This is a genomic window from Enterobacter cloacae complex sp. ECNIH7 (assembly GCF_002208095.1).
GTDB classification, from domain to species: Bacteria; Pseudomonadota; Gammaproteobacteria; order Enterobacterales; family Enterobacteriaceae; genus Enterobacter; species Enterobacter cloacae_M.
The window spans coordinates 1,346,851-1,365,435 of sequence record NZ_CP017990.1 but is presented as its reverse complement, the minus strand read 5'-3'; the positions used below and the strand labels follow the sequence as shown (position 1 = coordinate 1,365,435).

Annotated in this window: 21 protein-coding genes; 12 read left to right on the top strand and 9 right to left on the bottom strand. The window is 57.4% G+C overall.

The window, feature by feature from the left end:
• The first annotated feature begins 20 nt into the window (after positions 1–20).
• Positions 21–1,154 carry a tail fiber domain-containing protein gene (locus WM95_RS27125; protein ID WP_145956708.1) on the top strand — a complete coding sequence of 378 codons (1,134 nt, stop codon included), beginning with the start codon at positions 21–23 and terminating at the stop codon, positions 1,152–1,154.
• A gap of 57 nt (positions 1,155–1,211) precedes the next feature.
• Here the strand turns inward: WM95_RS27125 and WM95_RS06625 are convergent, their stop codons facing one another.
• Positions 1,212–1,478 carry a DinI family protein gene (locus tag WM95_RS06625; RefSeq protein ID WP_023292714.1) on the bottom strand — a complete coding sequence of 89 codons (267 nt, stop codon included), beginning with the start codon at positions 1,476–1,478 and terminating at the stop codon, positions 1,212–1,214.
• A 307-nt stretch (positions 1,479–1,785) separates the two neighbouring features.
• Between WM95_RS06625 and WM95_RS06620 the strand changes: the two genes are divergently transcribed.
• The 3 genes from WM95_RS06620 (at position 1,786) to WM95_RS06610 (ending at position 4,285) form a co-directional block, all read left to right on the top strand.
• The gene (locus WM95_RS06620; protein WP_088544703.1) at positions 1,786–2,364 is read left to right on the top strand and encodes a LysR substrate-binding domain-containing protein; all 579 of its coding nucleotides are present in this window, start codon (positions 1,786–1,788) and stop codon (positions 2,362–2,364) included.
• A gap of 86 nt (positions 2,365–2,450) precedes the next feature.
• Positions 2,451–3,674: a phosphoadenosine phosphosulfate reductase gene (locus WM95_RS06615; RefSeq protein ID WP_088544702.1), complete on the top strand. Its 1,224-nt coding sequence runs from the start codon at positions 2,451–2,453 to the stop codon at positions 3,672–3,674.
• Positions 3,659–4,285: an IbrB-like domain-containing protein gene (locus WM95_RS06610; RefSeq protein ID WP_063408648.1), complete on the top strand. Its 627-nt coding sequence runs from the start codon at positions 3,659–3,661 to the stop codon at positions 4,283–4,285. Before WM95_RS06615 ends, WM95_RS06610 begins: the two co-directional genes overlap by 16 nt.
• On the opposite strand, the gene WM95_RS06605 is transcribed toward WM95_RS06610, so the two are convergent.
• Positions 4,286–5,446 (bottom strand): pyridoxal phosphate-dependent aminotransferase, encoded by a 1,161-nt coding sequence (locus tag WM95_RS06605; RefSeq protein WP_063408647.1) that lies wholly within the window; start codon positions 5,444–5,446, stop codon positions 4,286–4,288.
• A 122-nt stretch (positions 5,447–5,568) separates the two neighbouring features.
• Here WM95_RS06605 and WM95_RS06600 point away from each other — a divergent pair, with 122 nt between their 5' ends.
• From WM95_RS06600 to WM95_RS06590, 3 genes are read left to right on the top strand one after another with little or no spacing between them, the layout of a single operon-like run.
• Positions 5,569–6,183 carry a methylthioribulose 1-phosphate dehydratase gene (locus WM95_RS06600; RefSeq protein WP_063408646.1) on the top strand — a complete coding sequence of 205 codons (615 nt, stop codon included), beginning with the start codon at positions 5,569–5,571 and terminating at the stop codon, positions 6,181–6,183.
• Complete coding sequence (mtnC, locus tag WM95_RS06595; protein ID WP_047173406.1) at positions 6,180–6,869, top strand: acireductone synthase; 690 nt, start codon at positions 6,180–6,182, stop codon at positions 6,867–6,869. The genes WM95_RS06600 and mtnC overlap by 4 nt, the downstream gene beginning before the upstream one ends.
• Positions 6,866–7,408: a 1,2-dihydroxy-3-keto-5-methylthiopentene dioxygenase gene (locus WM95_RS06590; protein ID WP_023310723.1), complete on the top strand. Its 543-nt coding sequence runs from the start codon at positions 6,866–6,868 to the stop codon at positions 7,406–7,408. The genes mtnC and WM95_RS06590 overlap by 4 nt, the downstream gene beginning before the upstream one ends.
• A gap of 96 nt (positions 7,409–7,504) precedes the next feature.
• Here the strand turns inward: WM95_RS06590 and WM95_RS06585 are convergent, their stop codons facing one another.
• On the bottom strand, positions 7,505–7,975 hold the full coding sequence (locus WM95_RS06585; protein WP_032641748.1) for an SRPBCC family protein: 471 nt from the start codon (positions 7,973–7,975) through the stop codon (positions 7,505–7,507).
• A gap of 42 nt (positions 7,976–8,017) precedes the next feature.
• Positions 8,018–9,034, bottom strand: a complete 1,017-nt coding sequence (mtnA, locus tag WM95_RS06580) for an S-methyl-5-thioribose-1-phosphate isomerase (protein WP_063408645.1) — start codon at positions 9,032–9,034, stop codon at positions 8,018–8,020.
• Between the two features lie 104 nt (positions 9,035–9,138).
• On the opposite strand from mtnA, the gene mtnK reads away from it, so the two are divergent.
• A complete protein-coding gene (mtnK, locus tag WM95_RS06575; protein ID WP_063408644.1) occupies positions 9,139–10,338 on the top strand; it encodes an S-methyl-5-thioribose kinase in 1,200 nt (399 codons plus the stop codon).
• Positions 10,339–10,441: 103 nt separating this feature from the next.
• Here mtnK and WM95_RS06570 read toward each other — a convergent pair whose 3' ends face one another.
• The 4 genes from WM95_RS06570 to WM95_RS06555 form a co-directional block, all read right to left on the bottom strand.
• The gene (locus tag WM95_RS06570; RefSeq protein ID WP_176600590.1) at positions 10,442–11,683 is read right to left on the bottom strand and encodes an LVIVD repeat-containing protein; all 1,242 of its coding nucleotides are present in this window, start codon (positions 11,681–11,683) and stop codon (positions 10,442–10,444) included.
• Positions 11,684–11,812: 129 nt separating this feature from the next.
• Positions 11,813–12,877 (bottom strand): sugar ABC transporter substrate-binding protein, encoded by a 1,065-nt coding sequence (locus WM95_RS06565; protein WP_023310718.1) that lies wholly within the window; start codon positions 12,875–12,877, stop codon positions 11,813–11,815.
• Positions 12,878–12,896: 19 nt separating this feature from the next.
• Complete coding sequence (locus WM95_RS06560) at positions 12,897–13,892, bottom strand: ABC transporter permease (RefSeq protein WP_045402078.1); 996 nt, start codon at positions 13,890–13,892, stop codon at positions 12,897–12,899.
• Positions 13,889–15,391: a sugar ABC transporter ATP-binding protein gene (locus tag WM95_RS06555; protein WP_063408642.1), complete on the bottom strand. Its 1,503-nt coding sequence runs from the start codon at positions 15,389–15,391 to the stop codon at positions 13,889–13,891. The genes WM95_RS06560 and WM95_RS06555 overlap by 4 nt, the downstream gene beginning before the upstream one ends.
• Before the next feature lie 159 nt (positions 15,392–15,550).
• On the opposite strand from WM95_RS06555, the gene WM95_RS06550 reads away from it, so the two are divergent.
• The 4 genes from WM95_RS06550 to WM95_RS06535 all read left to right on the top strand — a co-directional run bounded on the left by WM95_RS06550 (position 15,551) and on the right by WM95_RS06535 (position 18,305).
• Entirely contained in the window at positions 15,551–16,639 is a 1,089-nt protein-coding gene (locus WM95_RS06550; RefSeq protein WP_063408641.1) for an oxidoreductase, read from the top strand.
• A gap of 57 nt (positions 16,640–16,696) precedes the next feature.
• On the top strand, positions 16,697–17,440 hold the full coding sequence (locus tag WM95_RS06545) for an SDR family NAD(P)-dependent oxidoreductase (RefSeq protein WP_032661029.1): 744 nt from the start codon (positions 16,697–16,699) through the stop codon (positions 17,438–17,440).
• Positions 17,441–17,623: 183 nt separating this feature from the next.
• Positions 17,624–17,929 carry a type II toxin-antitoxin system RelE family toxin gene (locus WM95_RS06540; RefSeq protein ID WP_063408640.1) on the top strand — a complete coding sequence of 102 codons (306 nt, stop codon included), beginning with the start codon at positions 17,624–17,626 and terminating at the stop codon, positions 17,927–17,929.
• The gene (locus WM95_RS06535) at positions 17,901–18,305 is read left to right on the top strand and encodes a helix-turn-helix domain-containing protein (protein ID WP_023310712.1); all 405 of its coding nucleotides are present in this window, start codon (positions 17,901–17,903) and stop codon (positions 18,303–18,305) included. The genes WM95_RS06540 and WM95_RS06535 overlap by 29 nt, the downstream gene beginning before the upstream one ends.
• On the opposite strand, the gene WM95_RS06530 is transcribed toward WM95_RS06535, so the two are convergent.
• Complete coding sequence (locus tag WM95_RS06530; RefSeq protein ID WP_006809671.1) at positions 18,302–18,499, bottom strand: YbdD/YjiX family protein; 198 nt, start codon at positions 18,497–18,499, stop codon at positions 18,302–18,304. The two genes, WM95_RS06535 and WM95_RS06530, sit on opposite strands and share 4 nt — an antisense overlap.
• Between the last annotated feature and the right edge of the window lie 86 nt (positions 18,500–18,585).

Below are 18,585 nucleotides of genomic sequence, written 5' to 3'. Positions count from 1 at the left end.
TTTTATTACCTGGAGAAAATATGATTTATACCACTGGCACTATTGCCATCAGCGGAAATACCCTAACAGGTACGGGAACAAACTTTACTGCAGCTGGCTCGTTAATTCGTAACGGTTGTACCGTCATCGCACTGACCAGCCCGCCGCAGGTATTCCAGATCACCTCCATCGGCGGGGCAACCAGTCTCACCGTGACACCAGCAGCAAATCCTGCAATCCCTGCGGGAACAAAGTATTCGATTTTGCTGAGCGACAGCCTGAGTGTGGATGGACTGGCGCAGGACATTGCTGAAACGTTCACGATGTACCAGCGTTATATGAGCGGCTTTGCTGATGTGATGAACGGCACCACAGATGTCACCATCACGATTAACGGCGCGGCCGTCACGGTACCGGGTCAGAAATCACTGGCCAGGAAAGGGGCAAACAGTGACATTACCAGCCTTTCCGGGCTGACTACAGCGCTATCTGTAGCACAGGGCGGTACCGGTTCGACAACTGCATCAGGCGCTCGCACAAACCTCGGTTTGGGAGATCTGGCAACTGAAAACAGTAGCGGTATCAGAAAGCAACTTTTCAAAGTTGACCCACAACTCGGAAGCACGGTTGAACTTAATGTGTTTAACTCTGGCGCTGGTGTGAAGAATGGCTCCGGACTGATGTTCAGGCGTCCCGCATCAGATGGTTATGTCATTATGCAGTACAACACCTCAGGCGATTATGAGGTCAGTAACGTAATCATGGGTATCGATACTGCGTCACGTAACGTTTCATGGGATTTCCAGTTATCAGGTAATGCCGTTGCGAATGTCGGTTCATGGCTGAGCAATTCCGATAAAGACATCAAGACTAATATAAAGGTCATAGAAAACCCGCTTAAGAAAATGCGAATGATGCATGGATATACCTGGGAGCGTCTGGATGATGCACCTCCCGGGCAGGGTTTTATAGCGCAGGAGCTTATGGAAGTCATGCCGACGGCAGTTTTTGAGGGCGGACGTACTGAACTTAAAGACGGAACGGTAGTTGAGAAAACCTTATCAGTCGATGTTACCGGCGCTTCAGCAGCACTTCACCATGAAGCTATTCTGGCTTTAATGGAACAGATTGAAGATTTAAAGAAACAGGTAGAGGCATTGCAGCCAGGAAGTTGATGAAACCGCCGCTCATCGTAAGCAATGATGGGCGGCGACAGATTGCCCGAACAATCTCTACAGGCCAACCTGGCGAACAGTCGGGAACTCTGAAACCAGCCACATATCGGACTCTTCAAACATTTCCTCCAGCATGCGGTTCAGCTTTTCCCGATCGCTTTTGCTTGCATCGCTATTCAGGCCGTTTGCCTGCATCGGCTTCACCTTCACTTCGGCATCAGGGAAAATCTGGTGCACCCGCTTCGTCAGCTCGGCCAGAATGATCTCTCTGGCCCCTTCGAGCCCCTCAACATTACGCTTGTCATAAACCAGTTCTACGAACATACGTGCTCCGTCATTCACTGTTTGAATATACAGTATTTTTGCTTTGGCTGTTTTGTCTGTCAAGGAATGAACCATTTGTTTTTAAATTTTGGGGAACATACTGCTGGCGTGTTTGTTATCGATTTGCCCTACAGGGCTGATGTGGTCTGGCGTTGACTAGAATTATGCGTGGGGCATGGATGGGGCAAAAGTGGTATGTGAAGTTCGTTAAAGTTCGTTAATCAAGCTTTATCTCGATCTCGCTCATCCCTTGTTTAAAGCGCTCCTGGACGATCTTTATCGATTTTAAAAACTATGAGTTCATATTATGAGTATGAAAGCAACGCTTGACCCTATAAAATTGCTGATGAAAAACCATAACTATTCAATTGAATTACATGATGTTTTTCTTTCGTCTGATTCAGCAGAAGATCTCTTAGCCTACAGAAGAGCCGACCTGATATTTTCATTTTCTTCTTCTAACAATCATTCTGTCGCCTGTAGCCTCTACCATAAACTTCCTTTCGTCCTCGTTTGTCGTGAGGGCCATCCCCGTCTCAGTGAAAATCCCACGCGTGAAGAGATCCTGAATGAAAACTTCACCGCCTACCTGAACGATGAGAACAGCTTCAAAGACTATCAGGAAAAGGCCGAAAGCCTGTTAACCAAAAGAAATATCGTCTATCGTAGCAACTCTTTTATATCCCTTCTGTCGGTGATCGGTTCGTCCGATCTCATAGGATTAGTACCCGCACCGGCCTTCGAACAATATGGCCCAGCCCTCAACCTGCGAAAAGTGGAAACTGACATTCAACTCCCCAGCATTGATATTTACATGATGTACAACCGTTCCGCGCTCAATAGGTCGGCATTCGCGAGTTTTATTGAAGAGATATCATTACCGTAGCATATCTAATTAAAATTGACTGATATAATCCTCTCATTAGCATTGACGCTACAGTCAGGTATTTATCCCTCAGGATGAGAATAAGTATGTCACTTTATAAATACTCTTTAAATCAGGATGTTCTTACCGCTGCTCGGGAGCGAATAAAATGGACGCTCGAAAACTTTCCCAAAACCTGTGTTTCTTTTTCAGGAGGTAAAGACTCCACCATTATGCTGCATCTGGTTGCCCAACAGGCGCGACTGATGAAAACCAAAATAGATGTGCTCTTTATCGACTGGGAAGCGCAGTTTTCCCATACCATTACCCATGTGGAACATATGCGCGAGTTGTACAGCGATGTCATCGACCATTTCTGGTGGGTCGCGCTTCCCCTGACAACGCAAAATTCACTGTCACAATTCCAGCCGAAATGGCAATGCTGGGAACCCGGCACCCGATGGGTCCGCCAGCCTCCTGACGATGCGATTACCGATCCCGCTTTTTTTTCCTTCTACCAGCCAGGCATGACGTTTGAAACCTTTGTCCGCAGTTTCTCCGACTGGTTCTCCTGCAATCGCCCGGCGGCAATACTGATTGGCATCCGCGCCGATGAGTCTTACAACCGTTTTCTGGCTATCGCGTCGGCGCGTAAACAGCGGTTTGCCGACGATAAACCCTGGACAACCGTCGCACCGGGAGGACATGCCTGGTATATCTACCCTCTCTACGACTGGAAAACCGCCGATATATGGACCTGGTTCGCCAAATCAGGGTGTTGCTATAACCCACTCTATGACCTGATGTTTCAGGCTGGCGTGCCGCTACGCTACATGCGTATTTGTGAACCCTTTGGTCCTGAACAGCGTCAGGGATTATGGCTCTACCACGTTGTTGAGCCCGATCGCTGGGCGGCCATGTGTGAGCGCGTGAGCGGTGCGCGCAGCGGGGGGATGTACGCCGGACACGATAACCATTTTTATGGTCACCGAAAAATTCTGAAACCCGAACACCTGTGCTGGCGCGAATATGCCATGCTGCTCCTCGACAGCATGCCGCAAAATACGGCTGAGCATTACCGCAATAAAATCGCCATTTATCTGCACTGGTATCAGAAGAGAGGCATAAAGGATATTCCCGATACGCAGGACGGTGATATCGGAGCCAAAGACATTCCCTCATGGCGCCGTATTTGCAAGGTTCTCCTGAATAACGACTACTGGTGCAGGGCGCTATCGTTCAGCCCAAACAAACCCAAACATTATCAGCGCTACAGCGACAGAGTGAAGGCAAAACGCAAAGAGTGGGGCATTTTATGCGACAAAGACTAATCACCGAAATGGAAACGTACCTGCAGTCACTTTCCGAAGAGGAGCGTATTAACGCCATAAATGCCTTTCGTGAAGCAATCCATAAACACAGTCCGTTTCGTGAACAACCTATAGACTGCGTCCTCTGGATAAGACAGGACGCTATTACCGCTAACGATTACAACCCCAATAACGTTGCGCCACCAGAAAAACGGCTGCTCAGTCAGTCACTGGAGCTCGATGGATTCACCCAACCTATCTTTGTGACAGAAAGCGAACCGCACCACTACGAAATTGTGGATGGTTTTCATCGCCATGAAATTGGTAAAAATCGGGCGGCGCTGAAGCGTCAGCTCAAGGGCTATCTCCCCATCACCTGCCTGCGTCGGGATCGGCAGGATAAACATAACCGTATGGCCGCCACGATTCGTCACAACCGGGCGCGGGGTCGACACCAGATTAACGCCATGTCGGAGATCGTTCGCGAGCTGGTGCAGCTTGGCTGGAATGACGAGAGAATAAGCAGGGAACTGGGTATGGACGGCGATGAAGTCTTGCGCCTCAAGCAAATCAACGGTCTGCTGGAGCTGTTTGCAGACCGTCGTTACTCAGAAGCCTGGACGGTGAAATAATCAGAGCGTGTTCAGACGCTCTGCCGCCGCCAGCAGCGTCGATTCCTGCTTCGCAAAGCAAAGACGGATCAGCTTATGCGGGAAGGGATCGGCGCAGAATACCGACAGCGGAATGGCGGCCACGCCCACCTCTTTCGTCAGCCACTGGCAGAAGCTCACGTCGTCCAGATCCGATATCGCGCTGTAGTCGGCGAGCAGAAAATAGGTCCCTTCTGAGGGCAAAATCTCCAGCCGGCTTTTACTTAGCGCCGCCACAAACAGATCCCGACGTTCACGATAGAAGTGCGGCAGCTCGCGATAATGCCCGGGTTCAGCGCGCAGCATATCCGCCAGCGCCAGCTGAGCCGGCGTGTTCACGGCAAAGGTCAGGTACTGGTGCACCTTGCGCAGCTCGGCGCTAATGGCGGCCGGTGCGACGCAGTAGCCCACTTTCCAGCCGGTCATATGGTAAGTCTTACCGAATGACGAGACGGCGATTGCGCGCTCGCGAAGCTGCGGATGGGCCAGCACGCTGGCGTGTCCTTCTTCTGCAAAGCAGATGTGCTCGTAGACTTCATCGCTGAGCACGTAAATTTCACGTTCTGCAATCGCCTGCCACAGCGCGGCGAAATCGGCTTTCTGCCACACCGTTGCCGACGGGTTGTGCGGGGTATTCAGGATCACCAGGCGGGTTTTGTCGCTCAGCAGCGCGGCAAACGCCTGCCAGTCAGGGCGAAAGTGCGGCGGCTGAAGCGCCACGCGTTTCACTACGCCGCCGGAGAGTTCAACCGCAGGCGCATAGCTGTCGTAGCTCGGGTCAAAGCAGATAACTTCATCGCACGCACGCACCAGCGCGGTGATGGCCGCATACAGCGCTTCGGTCGCCCCTGCCGTCACCGTAATGTCGGTGTTCGCATCGGGCTTATGGTCGTACAGCTCCGCCGTTTTATCCGCAATGGCTTCCCGCAGCGCCTGCACGCCCGTCATCGGCGCATACTGATTCGCCCCCTGCGCCACGTGGTACGCCAGACGCTCCTGCAAATAGGTAGGGCCATCGAAGTCCGGGAAGCCCTGAGAAAGGTTAATGGCGTTGTGCTGCTGCGCCAGAGCGCTCATCTGCGTAAAGATGGTAGTACCAAGATTGGGAAGTTTACTCTGCGGAATCAATGCGTTATTGCTCATTGTGTTGTGCCTGCTTGTAATACTTATGTTGCTGCCACTATAACACGATGTTAGTCTTTGGCAATCAAGACGCTTAGACGTCTAAACCATATAAATATTCCTGGCCGCGAGGGTAAAAGGAAATGACAGAAAACCTGCAACTCACACATCTTGTCGACGCCTGCCGCTGGATTGGCGCCAAAGGCTGGGCGCCAGCCACCGGCGGCAATATGTCGGTGCGTCAGGACGAACACCTCTGCTGGCTCAGCGAATCCGGCAAAGACAAAGGCAGCCTGACGACGGCGGATTTTCTGCAGGTTGAAATCGCCACCAACCGCGCGCCATCTGGCCGTAGACCGTCGGCGGAAACCGGTCTTCACACGCTGATTTATCGCCTGTTCCCGGAAGCCAACGCCGTCCTGCACGTTCATACCGTCAACGCCACGGTGCTGTCGCGTCTGGTCAAAGAAGCCGAGCTCAACATCAGCGGCTTTGAGATGCAAAAGTCCCTCTCCGGGCAGACCACGCATCTGGATACGGTGGCTATCCCTGTCTTTGATAACGACCAGGATATTGACGCCCTTGCCTCCCGAATCGCCCGTTACGCAGAGGAACGCCCGCTTAATTATGGTTTTCTTCTGCGCGGTCATGGCTTAACCTGCTGGGGACGCGACGTGGCCGAGGCCCGCCGTCATCTGGAAGGGCTAGAATTCTTATTTGAATGCGAAATGCGTTTACGACAACTGGAGAGAATATGATTCGCGCGATTGTGACGGATATTGAAGGGACCACCAGCGATATTCGTTTTGTCCATGACGTTTTGTTCCCCTACGCGCGTGAGCGGCTGGCGGCCTTCGTGACCGCGCAGCAGTACGCCGAGCCGGTCAAATCCATTCTGGACAACCTGCGTGATGAAATCGATAACCCGCACGCCAGCGTCGGCGAACTCATCGACGCGCTGTTTGCCTTTATGGACGAAGACCGCAAATCGACCGCGCTCAAAGCCCTGCAGGGGATCATCTGGCACGACGGCTACGTTAACGGCGACTTTACCGGACACCTCTACCCGGACGTGCTGCCTGCGCTGGAAAAGTGGAAAGCGCAAGGGATTGATCTCTATGTTTATTCCTCTGGCTCCGTCGCCGCGCAGAAACTGTTATTTGGCTACAGCGACGAAGGTGATATTACTCATCTGTTCAGCGGCTATTTTGACACCCACATCGGCGCCAAGCGCGAGGTGCAGTCTTATCAGAACATTGCGACGCAAACGGGCATCGCCCCGTCGCAGATCCTGTTCCTGTCCGATATTCATCAGGAGCTGGACGCGGCTGAACAGGCAGGTTTTCGCACCCTGCAGCTGATTCGCGGTGATGATGACGGCGCAAGCCATCACCATCAGGTCCACCAGTTTGACGAGATTAATCCGGAGCAGATCCCTTCATGAGCGCATTGACCATTTATTCCGATAAAGACGCCAGTCAACACCAGTGGCACAGCACCGACGCCGCCGAGATAGCCCAGCAGCTCAACGCCAAAGGCGTGCGGTTTGAACGCTGGGCTGCAGATCGCGATTTAGGACACGATCCCGCGCCCGAAGCCGTGATCGCGGCGTATCAGCATGCGATCGACAAGCTGGTGGCGGAGAAAGGCTATCAGAGCTGGGATGTAATTAGCCTGCGCGCCGACAACCCGCAGAAAGAGGCGCTGCGCGCGAAGTTCCTGAACGAACACACCCATGGCGAAGACGAAGTGCGCTTTTTCGTGGAAGGCGCGGGATTGTTCTGCCTGCACATTGATGATGAGGTGTATCAGGTGCTGTGCGAGAAAAACGACCTGATTTCCGTTCCCGCCGGCACGCCGCACTGGTTTGATATGGGCTCAGAGCCGAACTTTACGGCGATTCGTATTTTCGACAATCCGGAAGGCTGGGTGGCGCAGTTTACGGGCGATGCGATCGCGGATGCGTATCCACGCCTCGCATAGGTAAAAGCAAAACGGCAGCTATAGCTGCCGTTTTTAGCGTTTGCTCCCTCTCCCTGTGGGAGTGGGTCGGAGTGAGGGCATCAGGCCGCTCGGGCTTCAACGCTCCAGTCCTTTCACATACCCCACCAGCTGATCCAGCACAATCCCCCACCCTTCGTGGAAGCCCATCTGTTCATGCTGTTCGCGGATTTCCTTCGTCGGATGACGCGCAATCGCCGTGTAGCGGGTCTTGCCCTCGCCCACATCCTCCAGCAGCAGGATCGCCGTCATAAACGGCTTCTCGGCCGGTTTCCAGCCTTCGGTATAGCCGTCGGTAAAGACCAGCTTTTTACCGGGATCGATTTCCAGGAAGACGCCCCGGTTATCCATCCGCTGACCGTCCACCTCAAACACGGTGTTGAACCGCCCGCCCACGCGGAGGTCGAGATCGCATTCGGTCACCTTATGGGGAGCAGGAATGAAGAAGTTTTTGATGTGTTCCGGCGTAGTCCAGCAGAGCCAAAGCAGGTCGCGCGGTGCATCCACCACGCGCTCCAGTTTTAAGTCAGTTTCAGGATCGAGCGTCACGATGTTGTCCTCTTAAGGGAGCCCATTAAAGGATAGCCGGACTCAGGCAAATTTCCCTTCCGCAACCTCTTCCGGCGTGACCACGCCCGTATCCAGCACCCAGCCGCTAATCAGCGAGGCTGGCGTAACGTCAAACGCCGGGTTGTAGACCTGCGCGTTTTCCGGCGCCCACTGAACCGCGCCAAAGCTTCCGGCGACGCCCGTCACCTCGCTGGCGGCGCGCTGCTCAATCGGGATCGCGTCGCCGTTCGGGCATTCCGGGTCGAGGGTCGTTTGCGGCGCGGCCACATAGAACGGAATGCCGTGGAATTTTGCCAGCACCGCCAGGGAGTAGGTGCCGATTTTGTTCGCCACGTCGCCGTTAGCCGCAATGCGGTCTGCGCCCACCCACACGGCGTCTACCTGCCCTTTCGCCATCAGGCTGGCGGCCATGGAATCGGTAATCAGCTGGTACGGCACGCCCAGCTCGCCTAGCTCCCACGCGGTCAGTCTACCGCCCTGCAGCAGCGGACGGGTTTCATCCACCCAGACGCTGCTGACGTTACCGTCCTGATGCGCGCGGGCAATCACGCCCAATGCGGTGCCGACACCCGCCGTTGCCAGCCCGCCGGTGTTGCAGTGGGTCAGCAGACGGCTGCCGGGCTTCACCAGCGCGCTGCCGGCTTTGGCAATCGCGTCGCAAAGCCGTTTGTCTTCGTCAATCAGGCGCAGCGCCTCGGCCACCAGCGCCGGAACATACTCTTCCTGCCACAGCGCAATCTTCATGCGGTCGAGATTGTTCATCAGGTTCACCGCCGTCGGGCGGGAGGCGCGCAGGGTTTCCAGCGCCGCCGCCAGCTCGTCGCGGCTTTTGCCGTTTTCCGCCAGCAGCGCCAGCAGCAGGCTTGCAGAGAGACCAATCAGCGGCGCGCCGCGCACGCGCAGGGCGTGGATATGCCCGACCAGCGCCTCGACCGTCGAGGCATCCAGCCAGCATTTCTCCTGCGGAAGCGCCTGCTGATCGAGAATAAAGAGCTGATTATCCGCCACCCGCAGGCTGGTCGTCTGTAATGTCTGCATGTCGTTAATTCCCTGTTGCGTTGTTGTAGCACATTGTGTCAGGATGAAATCCAGATGTATAGACGTCTACATGTCTTAATTAGAAAACTCGTGAGGAGCAGGCCATGTCGCAATACCGTACCTTTACCGCTCAGGACGCCGTGGAGTATGCCAGGCAGTATGGCGGACTTGACGATCCTTCATCGCTGGTAGAGGCGCAGGAAATAGGCGACGGCAACCTCAATCTGGTCTTTAAAATTTTCGACGGCGCGGGCGTGAGCCGCATCGTCGTTAAGCAGGCGCTGCCTTACGTGCGCTGCGTCGGGGAGTCCTGGCCGCTGACGCTGGACCGCGCCCGTCTGGAGGCGCAAACGCTGGTCGCGCACTATCAGCACAGCCCGCAGCACACGGTGAAAATCCACCACTTTGACCCGGAGCTGGCAGTAATGGTGATGGAAGATCTCTCCAGCCATCGCATCTGGCGCGGGGAGCTGATCAACAACATTTACTACCCGCAGGCGGCACAGCAGCTGGGCGAATACCTCGCGCACGCGCTGTTCCACACCAGCGATTTCTACCTGCACCCGCACGAGAAGAAAGCGCAGGTGGCGAAATTCATCAACCCGGAGATGTGCGAGATCACCGAAGATCTGTTCTTCAACGATCCGTACCAGATCCATGAGCGCAACAGCTATCCGGCCGAGCTGGAAAATGACGTCGCGGCCCTGCGCGACGACGCTCAGCTTAAAATTGCCGTGGCCTCCCTGAAGCATCGCTTCTTCTCGCACGCCGAAGCGCTCCTGCACGGCGATATTCACAGCGGCTCGATTTTTGTGGCCGACGGCAGCCTGAAGGCCATCGACGCCGAGTTCGGCTACTTTGGCCCGATTGGCTTTGACGTCGGCACCGCCATCGGCAACCTGCTGCTGAACTTCTGCGGGCTGCCGGGGCACCTGGGCATTCGCGATGCCGCCGCCGCGCGCGAGCAGCGCCTGACCGATATTCAGGAGCTGTGGAACACCTTCGCGGAACGCTTCCAGGCGCTGGCAAACGAGAAAACGCGCGACGCCGCGCTCGGCGCGCCGGGCTATGCCTTCGCGTTCCTGAAAAAGGTCTGGCATGACGCCATCGGCTTCTGCGGCACCGAGCTCATTCGCCGCAGCGTCGGGCTTTCCCACGTGGCGGATATCGACACCATCCAGGACGAGGCGATGCGCCACGAGTGCCTGCGCCACGCGATAACGCTCGGTAAAGCACTGATTGTCATTGCCGACCGCATCGATAGCGCGGAAGATCTGGTGGCACGAGTGCGGCAGTACAGCTGAGTACCGGCTTTGTGCCCGGTGGCGCTGCGCTTACCGGGCCTACGATTCTGATTTTCTCCCTCTCCCTGTGGGAGAGGGTCGGGGTGAGGGCATCAAACCGCACTCATCCCAGATACTCAATCACCGACAGTCCGCCGTTATAATCCGTGCTGTAAATAATCCCCTGCGCATCCACAAACACGTCGCACGACTGGATTACCTGCGGGCGATTCGGCCGCGTGTCCATCATTCTCTCCGGCGCGGCGGGCACCAGCGCCCCCGTTTCCACCGGTCGATACGGATTGGAAATGTCATACGCGCGCACGCCCGCGTTCTGATACGTCGCAAAAATCAGCGTCGAGCTGACGAAGCTCCCCGGCCGGTTCTCGTGCAGGTTATGCGGCCCGAAATGCGCACCTTTCGCCACATAGTCGGTTTCATCCGGCTGCGGGAAGGTCGAGATGCTGACCGGGTTCGACGGCTCGCGGATATCAAACAGCCAGATCAGCTTTTCGCCGTCCTCCTGGTTATCCAGCACCGCTTCGTCCAGCACCACCAGCAAATCGCGGTCCGGCAGCGGCAGCGCGGTGTGCGTTCCGCCGCCAAACGGCGGGCTCCAGTTGCGGTGGCTAATCAGCTTCGGCCGGGTGCGGTCCTTCACGTCCAGCAGCGTCAGGCCGCCGTCGCGCCAGCTGCCGTAGGCGGTATCGCCCGCGATAATCGCGTGGTGCAGCGCGTAGCGTTTCCCTTCCGGCCAGTTCGGCTTCTCCCCTTCCGCCTGGTTCATCCCCGGCAGCCACCAGCGCCCCGCCACTTCAGGCTTGCGCGGGTCCGCCAGGTCGATGGTCAGAAAGATGTAGTCGGTAAAGCCGTCAATGAGTGCTGAAACGTAGGCCCAGCGTCCGCCGACGTACCAGATGCGGTGAATGCCGATGCCGCTCAGCGACAGAAAGCCGATTTCGCGCGGCCTGTCGGGCTTGGAGATATCAAATACGCGCAGCCCGGCGCTCCAGCCTTTGTCCTGCACGTCGCTGACGGTCTCCCCTACCTGGCGGGTGTAGTAGACCTTCTCATCGGCAAAACGCGCATCGGCAAAAAGATCCCGCGCGTTGATGACCAGCAGGAGATCGTCATGCGCCTGCAGGTGCACGTTCCAGGTGCCGGGCGGCGCGGGCACGTAGCCCGCCGCTTTCGGGTTCTTCGGGTCGCGCACGTCGACAATCGAAAAGCCCTGCGACACCATATGGCCGATCCAGGCGAAACCGCGATGCACCATCAGCTGTACGCCGTCCGGACGACCGCCCTGATCGCTATGGCCAATCAGCCGCATATTGCGGCTGTATTCGGGTGGGGGTAGTTGAGACACCTTGAACTCCTTTCGCCCGTTGGCGCTACGCTTACCGGGCCTACGGGTACTGTTGGTTTTCCCCCTCTCCGTGCGGGAGAGGGCCGGGGTGAGGGCATCAGGCCGCACCTGACGCCACCCGGCCTGGTTTTATTTATTCTTCGCTTCCAGCGTCGCAAACCATGGCGCGATAAAATCTTCCGTCTGGCCCCAGCCCGGAATGATTTTCCCCAGCGACGCCACGTTCACCGGGCCCGGCTGGGCGGTCAGCAGCGCCTGAGGAATGGCCGCCGCTTTGAAATCGTAGGTCGCAGGCGTGGCTTCCCCGGCAATCTTGTTCGCCACCAGACGCACGTTAGTCGCGCCAATCAGCTTCGGATCCACCGCCACGCTCACCTTCCACGCGCTGCCCGGCTCGCGCATCAGCTGCAGGTCCTGGTTGGAGATGTCGATGCTGTAGAGCTTGATTTCGGTGCGGCCGTTCTCTTTCAGCGCCTTATACGCGCCCTGGCTGAAGGCGTCCCACGTGCCCCAGATGGCGTCGATTTTGCCTTTCGGATATTTCGCGAGGATTGCACCCACCTTGTTGGCGGTATCGCCCTGCACGTCAGAGGAAACGGCGCCGATAGACTCCAGCTCTTTGATGTCCGGATACTGCTTTTGCAGCTCTTTATAGGCCGCCTGACGACGCTCCATCGGCGGGAAGCCCGCCACCCACAGCTTGACGATATTGGCCTTGCCGTTGAAATCTTTCGCCAGCTGGCCGAAGGAGAGGTTCGTCAGGGAGGCATCGTCCTGCTGGGTGACGGTTACGCCCGGGATCTCGCCGTTAACCGCCGTATCAAAGACTGAAACTTTGATCCCGGCATCCACCGCTTTCTTTACCAGCGCGGTGGAGTACGGATCGCGCCCCTGAGAGAGAATAATCCCGTCATATTTCTGGCTGATGGCCTGGTTCACGAAGTCCTGGAATTTGGCGTCGTCCCCGTTGCTTAAAAAGGTGCTGACCTTAAAGCCGAGCTTTTTCCCTTCCTGAATTGCCCCGGCAATAAACTGCGTGGTGTTGTCGTCTGAGCCGAGGTTACGGATCACCGCGATGCGGATCGGGCCGTCATGGTTCGCAATGGCAGCCGGAAGCGGCGCGGGCGTAGCCGCGAAGCCTGGCAGAGCAGTGAGCAACCCAAGTGCCACCAAAGAGAGTGCAATCTTTTTCATTTTTTATCCCGTTGTGTTGTCAGCGTTTTTGTATGTAGGTAATCGCCAGCGCTACTGCGAGCACCAGCCCTTTTATAATGTCCATGGCGTAGTACGGCACGGATAGCATCACCAGCCCGTTCGACAGCACGCCGAGAATGACCGCTCCGACCAGGGTTCCCAGCGCGTTCGGCTTGCCGGAGCCTGCCAGGGAGAAGCCAATCCACGCCGCCGCCACCGCATCCATCAGGTATCCGCCGCCCGCATTTACCTGCGACGAACCGATGCGCGAAGCCAGCAAAATCCCGCCCAGTCCCGCCAGCAGAGAGGCAATCACGTAGGCCGCCACCTTGTAGCGCGTGGTACGAATGCCGGAGAGACGCGCGGCTTCGGGGTTGCCGCCGATGGCGTACATCCGGCGCCCGTGCGTGGTCAACGAGAGGCCCAGCTGCGCCAGAACGGTCACCACCAGCATGACGATCACGATGGTCGGCACCTGCCCCAGCAGGCTGAACGCCGCCGGAATGGTCCCTTCCGCCATGTCGCCGCTCGGCAGCACCATATTCTCGGTAATCGACCCGCCGTAGCTGTAGGTCATCGCCACGCCCTGAATGACGAACAGGCTGGCAAGCGTCGCGAGCATGTCCGGAATACGCAGGATGACGATCAGAAAAGCGTTAAACAGCCCCACCAGGGTGCAGAGCGCGAGGGTGATCAGAATCGACTCGGTGGTACCCAAGCCGTGCCAGACGAAAAGTGAAACCACCAGCGCGTTCGCCAGCGAGGCGGTGGATCCGACGGAGAGATCGAACCCGCCGATGGTCAACGAGATCGACACGCCAATGGCAATCACCGTCACGATGGCAATTGAGCGCAGAATGTTGATGATGTTGTTCGGATCGAGGAAGCTGTCCGACGCCAGGCCAAAGACGGCCACCAGCGCGACGACGGTCAACAGCATGCCCCACCTGTAGAGAAAATCGAAAATCTGCTGGCGGCCAGACGCCGCCGCGTTCACTGAAAGGGCCTTGCTCACGACGCCGTTCCTCCGGTTGAATAATAAAGTAGTGTCTCTTCGCGGGCCTCGGCCCCGGCGATTTCCGCCACGATGCGCCCGTCCCACAGCACGCAGATGCGGTCGCACAGCCCGACCAGTTCGGCAAATTCGCCCGAAGCGTAAATTACCCCTTTGCCCTCGCGCGCCAGGCCGTCAATCAGCTGGAACAGATCGGTTTTGGCCTTCACGTCCACGCCTTTGGTCGGCTCGTCGAATATCAGCACGCTGGCGTCATTGCGCAGCCATTTACCGATGGCAACCTTCTGCTGGTTGCCGCCGGAGAGACGGCGCAGCACCTGCCCCGGCCCACGCGCGCGCACGCCGACGCGGGCTATCACCTCTTCCGCCCAGCGCCACGCCTGACGATGGCCAAAAAGGCTCCAGCGCGAAAAGCTGTTATCTGCGCACACGGCAAGGTTCATGCTCACCGGTTCGTCGATAAAAATGCCCTCTTTGCGCCGCTCCTCCGGCACCAGCGCCAGACCGCGCAGCACGGAGTCGGCCGGGTCGCACGGCTGCCAGGATTGATGATTCAGCTCACCGCGCGCCACGCGGCTTTTGGTGGCGCCAAACAGCGCCTTGCAGAGTTCAGTTTTTCCCGCGCCCGCCAGCCCGGCAATCCCGAGAATTTCGCCTTTGCGCAGGTGCAGGGAGATATCTTTCAGCAGCGCGTCGTCATGCAGACCTTCCACCCGCAGCAGCGTCTCTTCGCCGTGCGGCGGCCTCGCGGGCGGATAGATATCGCTCAGCACGTGGCCGAGCATCTTCTCGACGATCGCTTCGCCGCTAAGATCGGCCATCGGGCCGGACTCGATCAGCTTGCCGTCGCGCAACACCGTCAGGGTGTCGCAGATGGCCTTCAGCTCGTGAATGCGGTGAGAGATAAACACCACGCCGATGCCCTGCTGCTTTAAGCGTCTCACCACCCCAAACAGGCGCTCGCTCTCATGCGCGTCCAGCGGCGCGGTGGGCTCATCAAGAATCAAAAAACGGCAGTGGTGGGACAGCGCCCGCGCCAGCAAAATCTGCTGCTTTTCGGCCAGCGAACAGCCGTCGATGGAACGGCGAACGTCCAGCGTCACGTCGAGCTGCGCCAGCGCCTGTCTCGCCTGCTGGCGGATCGCGCGCCAGCTGAAGCGATGCCCTGGCTGCGCCAGCTGGTCGAGCATGATGTTTTCGGCAATGCTTAACCCCGGGATCAGCGCCACGTCCACCTCCTGCTGAACGAGGTGGATCCCCAGCCGTTTGGCGTCAAGCGGTTCGCGGATGCTCACCGGCTGGTTGTTGATGCTGATCTCGCCCTCATAGTGGTCGTGCGTGCCGCACAGCACCGCCATCAGCGTCGATTTCCCCGCGCCGTTGGCGCCGGTCAGGGCGTGTACGGATCCGCCGGTTAAGGTAAAGTCCACGCGCGACAGCGCCTGAAAGCCGGAAAAGGCCAGGCTGATACCGCGCATCTCAAGGCGACTGGAAACCATCCGCGTAAATCCTTCATTACTCTTCTGATTTATCGAATTTTTCACAGCTCCGGTTGACTGACAACGACGGAAAAGGCATAAGTTAAAGCGAAATATTATTAGCCATCCGGATGTCCAGACATAACATCGGGTTAGCGCTTCCGCAAAAAGGACACCATCATGAGCAACACCGATATCCGCGTCGTGCCTGGCCCGGCGAACTACTTCTCTCATCCAGGAAGCCTTGCGCGGCTGGATAACTTCTTTACCCCGGAACAGCTTTCCCGCGCGGTGTGGATTTACGGCGAGCGCGCTATCGAAGGCGCGCGCCCTTTCCTGCCGGAGAGCTTTAACGCGCCAGGGGCGAAACGCCTGCTGTTTAAAGGCCACTGCAGCGAGCGCGACGTCACCCATCTGGTGAATGAATCCGGCAGCGATGCCAGCGTGGTGATTGGCGTCGGCGGCGGCGCGGTGATGGATACCGTCAAGGCCGTGGCGCGCCGCTTAGGGGTGACGTTCGTGGGCATCCCCACCATTGCCGCCACCTGCGCGGCGTGGACCCCGCTCTCCGTCTGGTACAACGATGCCGGTCAGGCGCTGCATTTTGAGATCTTCGACGACGCCAACTTCCTGGTGCTGGTGGAGCCGCAGATCGTCCTTAACGCCCCGGCGGAGTATCTGCTGGCGGGCATCGGCGATACGCTGGCGAAGTGGTACGAAGCGGTGGTATTGGCACCTGAGCCGGAGAACCTGCCGCTGACCGTGCGGCTGGGCATCAACGGCGCGCTGGCGATCCGCGACGTGCTGCTGACGCGCAGCGAAGAGGCGCTGGCCGACCAGCAGCGCGGCGAACAGACGCAGGCGTTTCGGGACGTGGTCGATGCAATCATCGCCGGCGGCGGAATGGTTGGCGGCCTGGGCGAGCGCTATACCCGCGTGGCGGCGGCGCATGCGGTACACAACGGCTTAACCGTGCTGCCGCAGACGGAAAAATACCTGCACGGCACCAAGGTAGCCTACGGGATTCTGGTGCAGAGCGCCCTGCTCGGCCAGGACGACGTGCTGGCGCAACTGGTCGCGGCGTACCAGCGTTTTAACCTGCCGACCACGCTGTGCGAGCTGGACGTCGACATCAATAACCGCGACGAGCTGGATCGGGTCATCGCCCACACCCTGCGCCCGGTGGAGTCGATTCACTATTTACCTGTTACGTTAACGCCTGACGTTCTGCGCGCCGCGTTTGAGAAAGTGGAATCCTTCAGCCGTTAATCGCCCCGACAGGCTATACCTAATGATGATTCTTACCACTCTCGTAACGAGGTCATCATGCAGATCGATTTAACAGGTAAAAAGGCGCTGGTTACCGGTGCCAGCCGCGGGCTGGGTCGTGCGATTGCCCTGTCGCTGGCGCGCGCCGGTGCGGATGTGATTATTACGTATGAAAAATCTGCCGATAAAGCCCAGGCGGTCGCCGATGAGATTAAGGCGCTGGGGCGCCACAGCGAAGCCGTGCAGGCCGACAGCGCCAGCGCGCAGGCGATTCAGGATGCCGTCACCCATGCGGCGCGTTCTCTTGGCGGGCTGGACATTCTGGTCAACAACGCCGGGATCGCGCGCGGCGGCCCGCTGGAGTCCATGACGCTGGCGGACATTGACGCCCTTATCAACGTCAATATTCGCGGCGTGGTGATCGCCATTCAGGAAGCGCTGGTGCACATGTCCGACGGCGGGCGCATTATCAATATCGGAAGCTGTCTGGCAAACCGCGTGGCGCAGCCGGGCATTGCCGTTTACTCGATGACCAAATCGGCGCTGAATTCCCTCACCCGCGGGCTGGCTCGTGATTTAGGGCCGCGCGGTATTACCGTTAACCTGGTGCACCCCGGCCCCACCAACAGCGATATGAACCCGGAAGACGGGGAACAGGCTGACTCTCAGCGTCAGCTTATTGCTTTGGGTCATTACGGTCAGCCGGAAGACGTCGCGGCGGCGGTCACGTTTCTTGCCAGCCCGGCGGCCGGGCAGATCTCCGGTACCGGCCTGGACGTGGACGGCGGTTTGAACGCCTGATCGCAATCTCCCTGCAAGCCTCTGTCGCCCGGCAGAGGCGTTTCCGAGCGCCCTCGACGGTTCGCGTTTTGCCGCTTTCTCCGGTTATTTCACCGCTCTACAGTATCCCATTAGAAATTCGGAATTTATCTAATAGCCTTATTATTTCCTTATACTTTGTGTGGGCGTACAGTGGAGGTACGGATGAAGATTGTCTGGTCAAATGGTGCAAAAAAGGCATTTTCCAGAATTGACGAGCGATATCAGCGTCGAATTGAGGTAAAGCTCCCCGAGCTGGATGACAGCTCGGCTCCCCGGCCCGATATCAAAAAAATATCGACGGCAGAAAATCATTTCCGGCTTCGCGTAGGCGATTACCGCATCGTCTATACGCTTCGGGACGCTCCCGATGACCATTGTTATGTTTTGGCCGTCAAGCGCAGAACTTCAACGACTTACCTGCATGAGGAGAGTGCCAACTATGGCTGTACAGCTAATCAAGGACGATAATGGGAAAACGCAGTACGTCGTTATTCCCTATCACGAATATTTTCGTATGCTCTTACAGATGGCAGAAATTGACGACGAAACCGATGACGATCTGGAGGATATTGAAGTCGAACACGATAATCTGGATGACGTGGAATTGCCGGGAGAAGTATGCAGCATCATGACCTGGCAGAACGTCAGCCTGCAGGCCGCGTGGCGTATCCTGCGCGGCATGTCCCAGCAGGAGGTGGCGGAAAAACTCGGCATCACCCAGTCCGCCGTGTCGCAGCTGGAAGCGCTCGACTCCCGTCCGCAAAAGCGCACCCGTGAAAAGCTGGCGGCGATCTACGGCTGCAAGCAGGAACAGATCAGCCTCTATTTACCGAAAGAGGGTTAACAGCACTTCGCCCCGCCCTTGCCGCCGTAGCGGGCATCCTGGCGGTCGCGGAAAAATTCTTCGTAGGTCATGGGCGTCTGGTCCGGATGGTTAACGCGCATATGCTCGACGTAATTGTCGTAGTCCGGCACGCCAATCATCATTTTGGCGGCCTGGCCCAGGTACTTACCTGCTTTGGAAAGGGTGTCGAACATAATCAGTGTCTCGTTTGTTTCCGGCCCTCTCCCGAAGGGAAAGGCCGGAGAAGAAATGTGTGCCGGGTAAGGCGAAGCCGCCACCC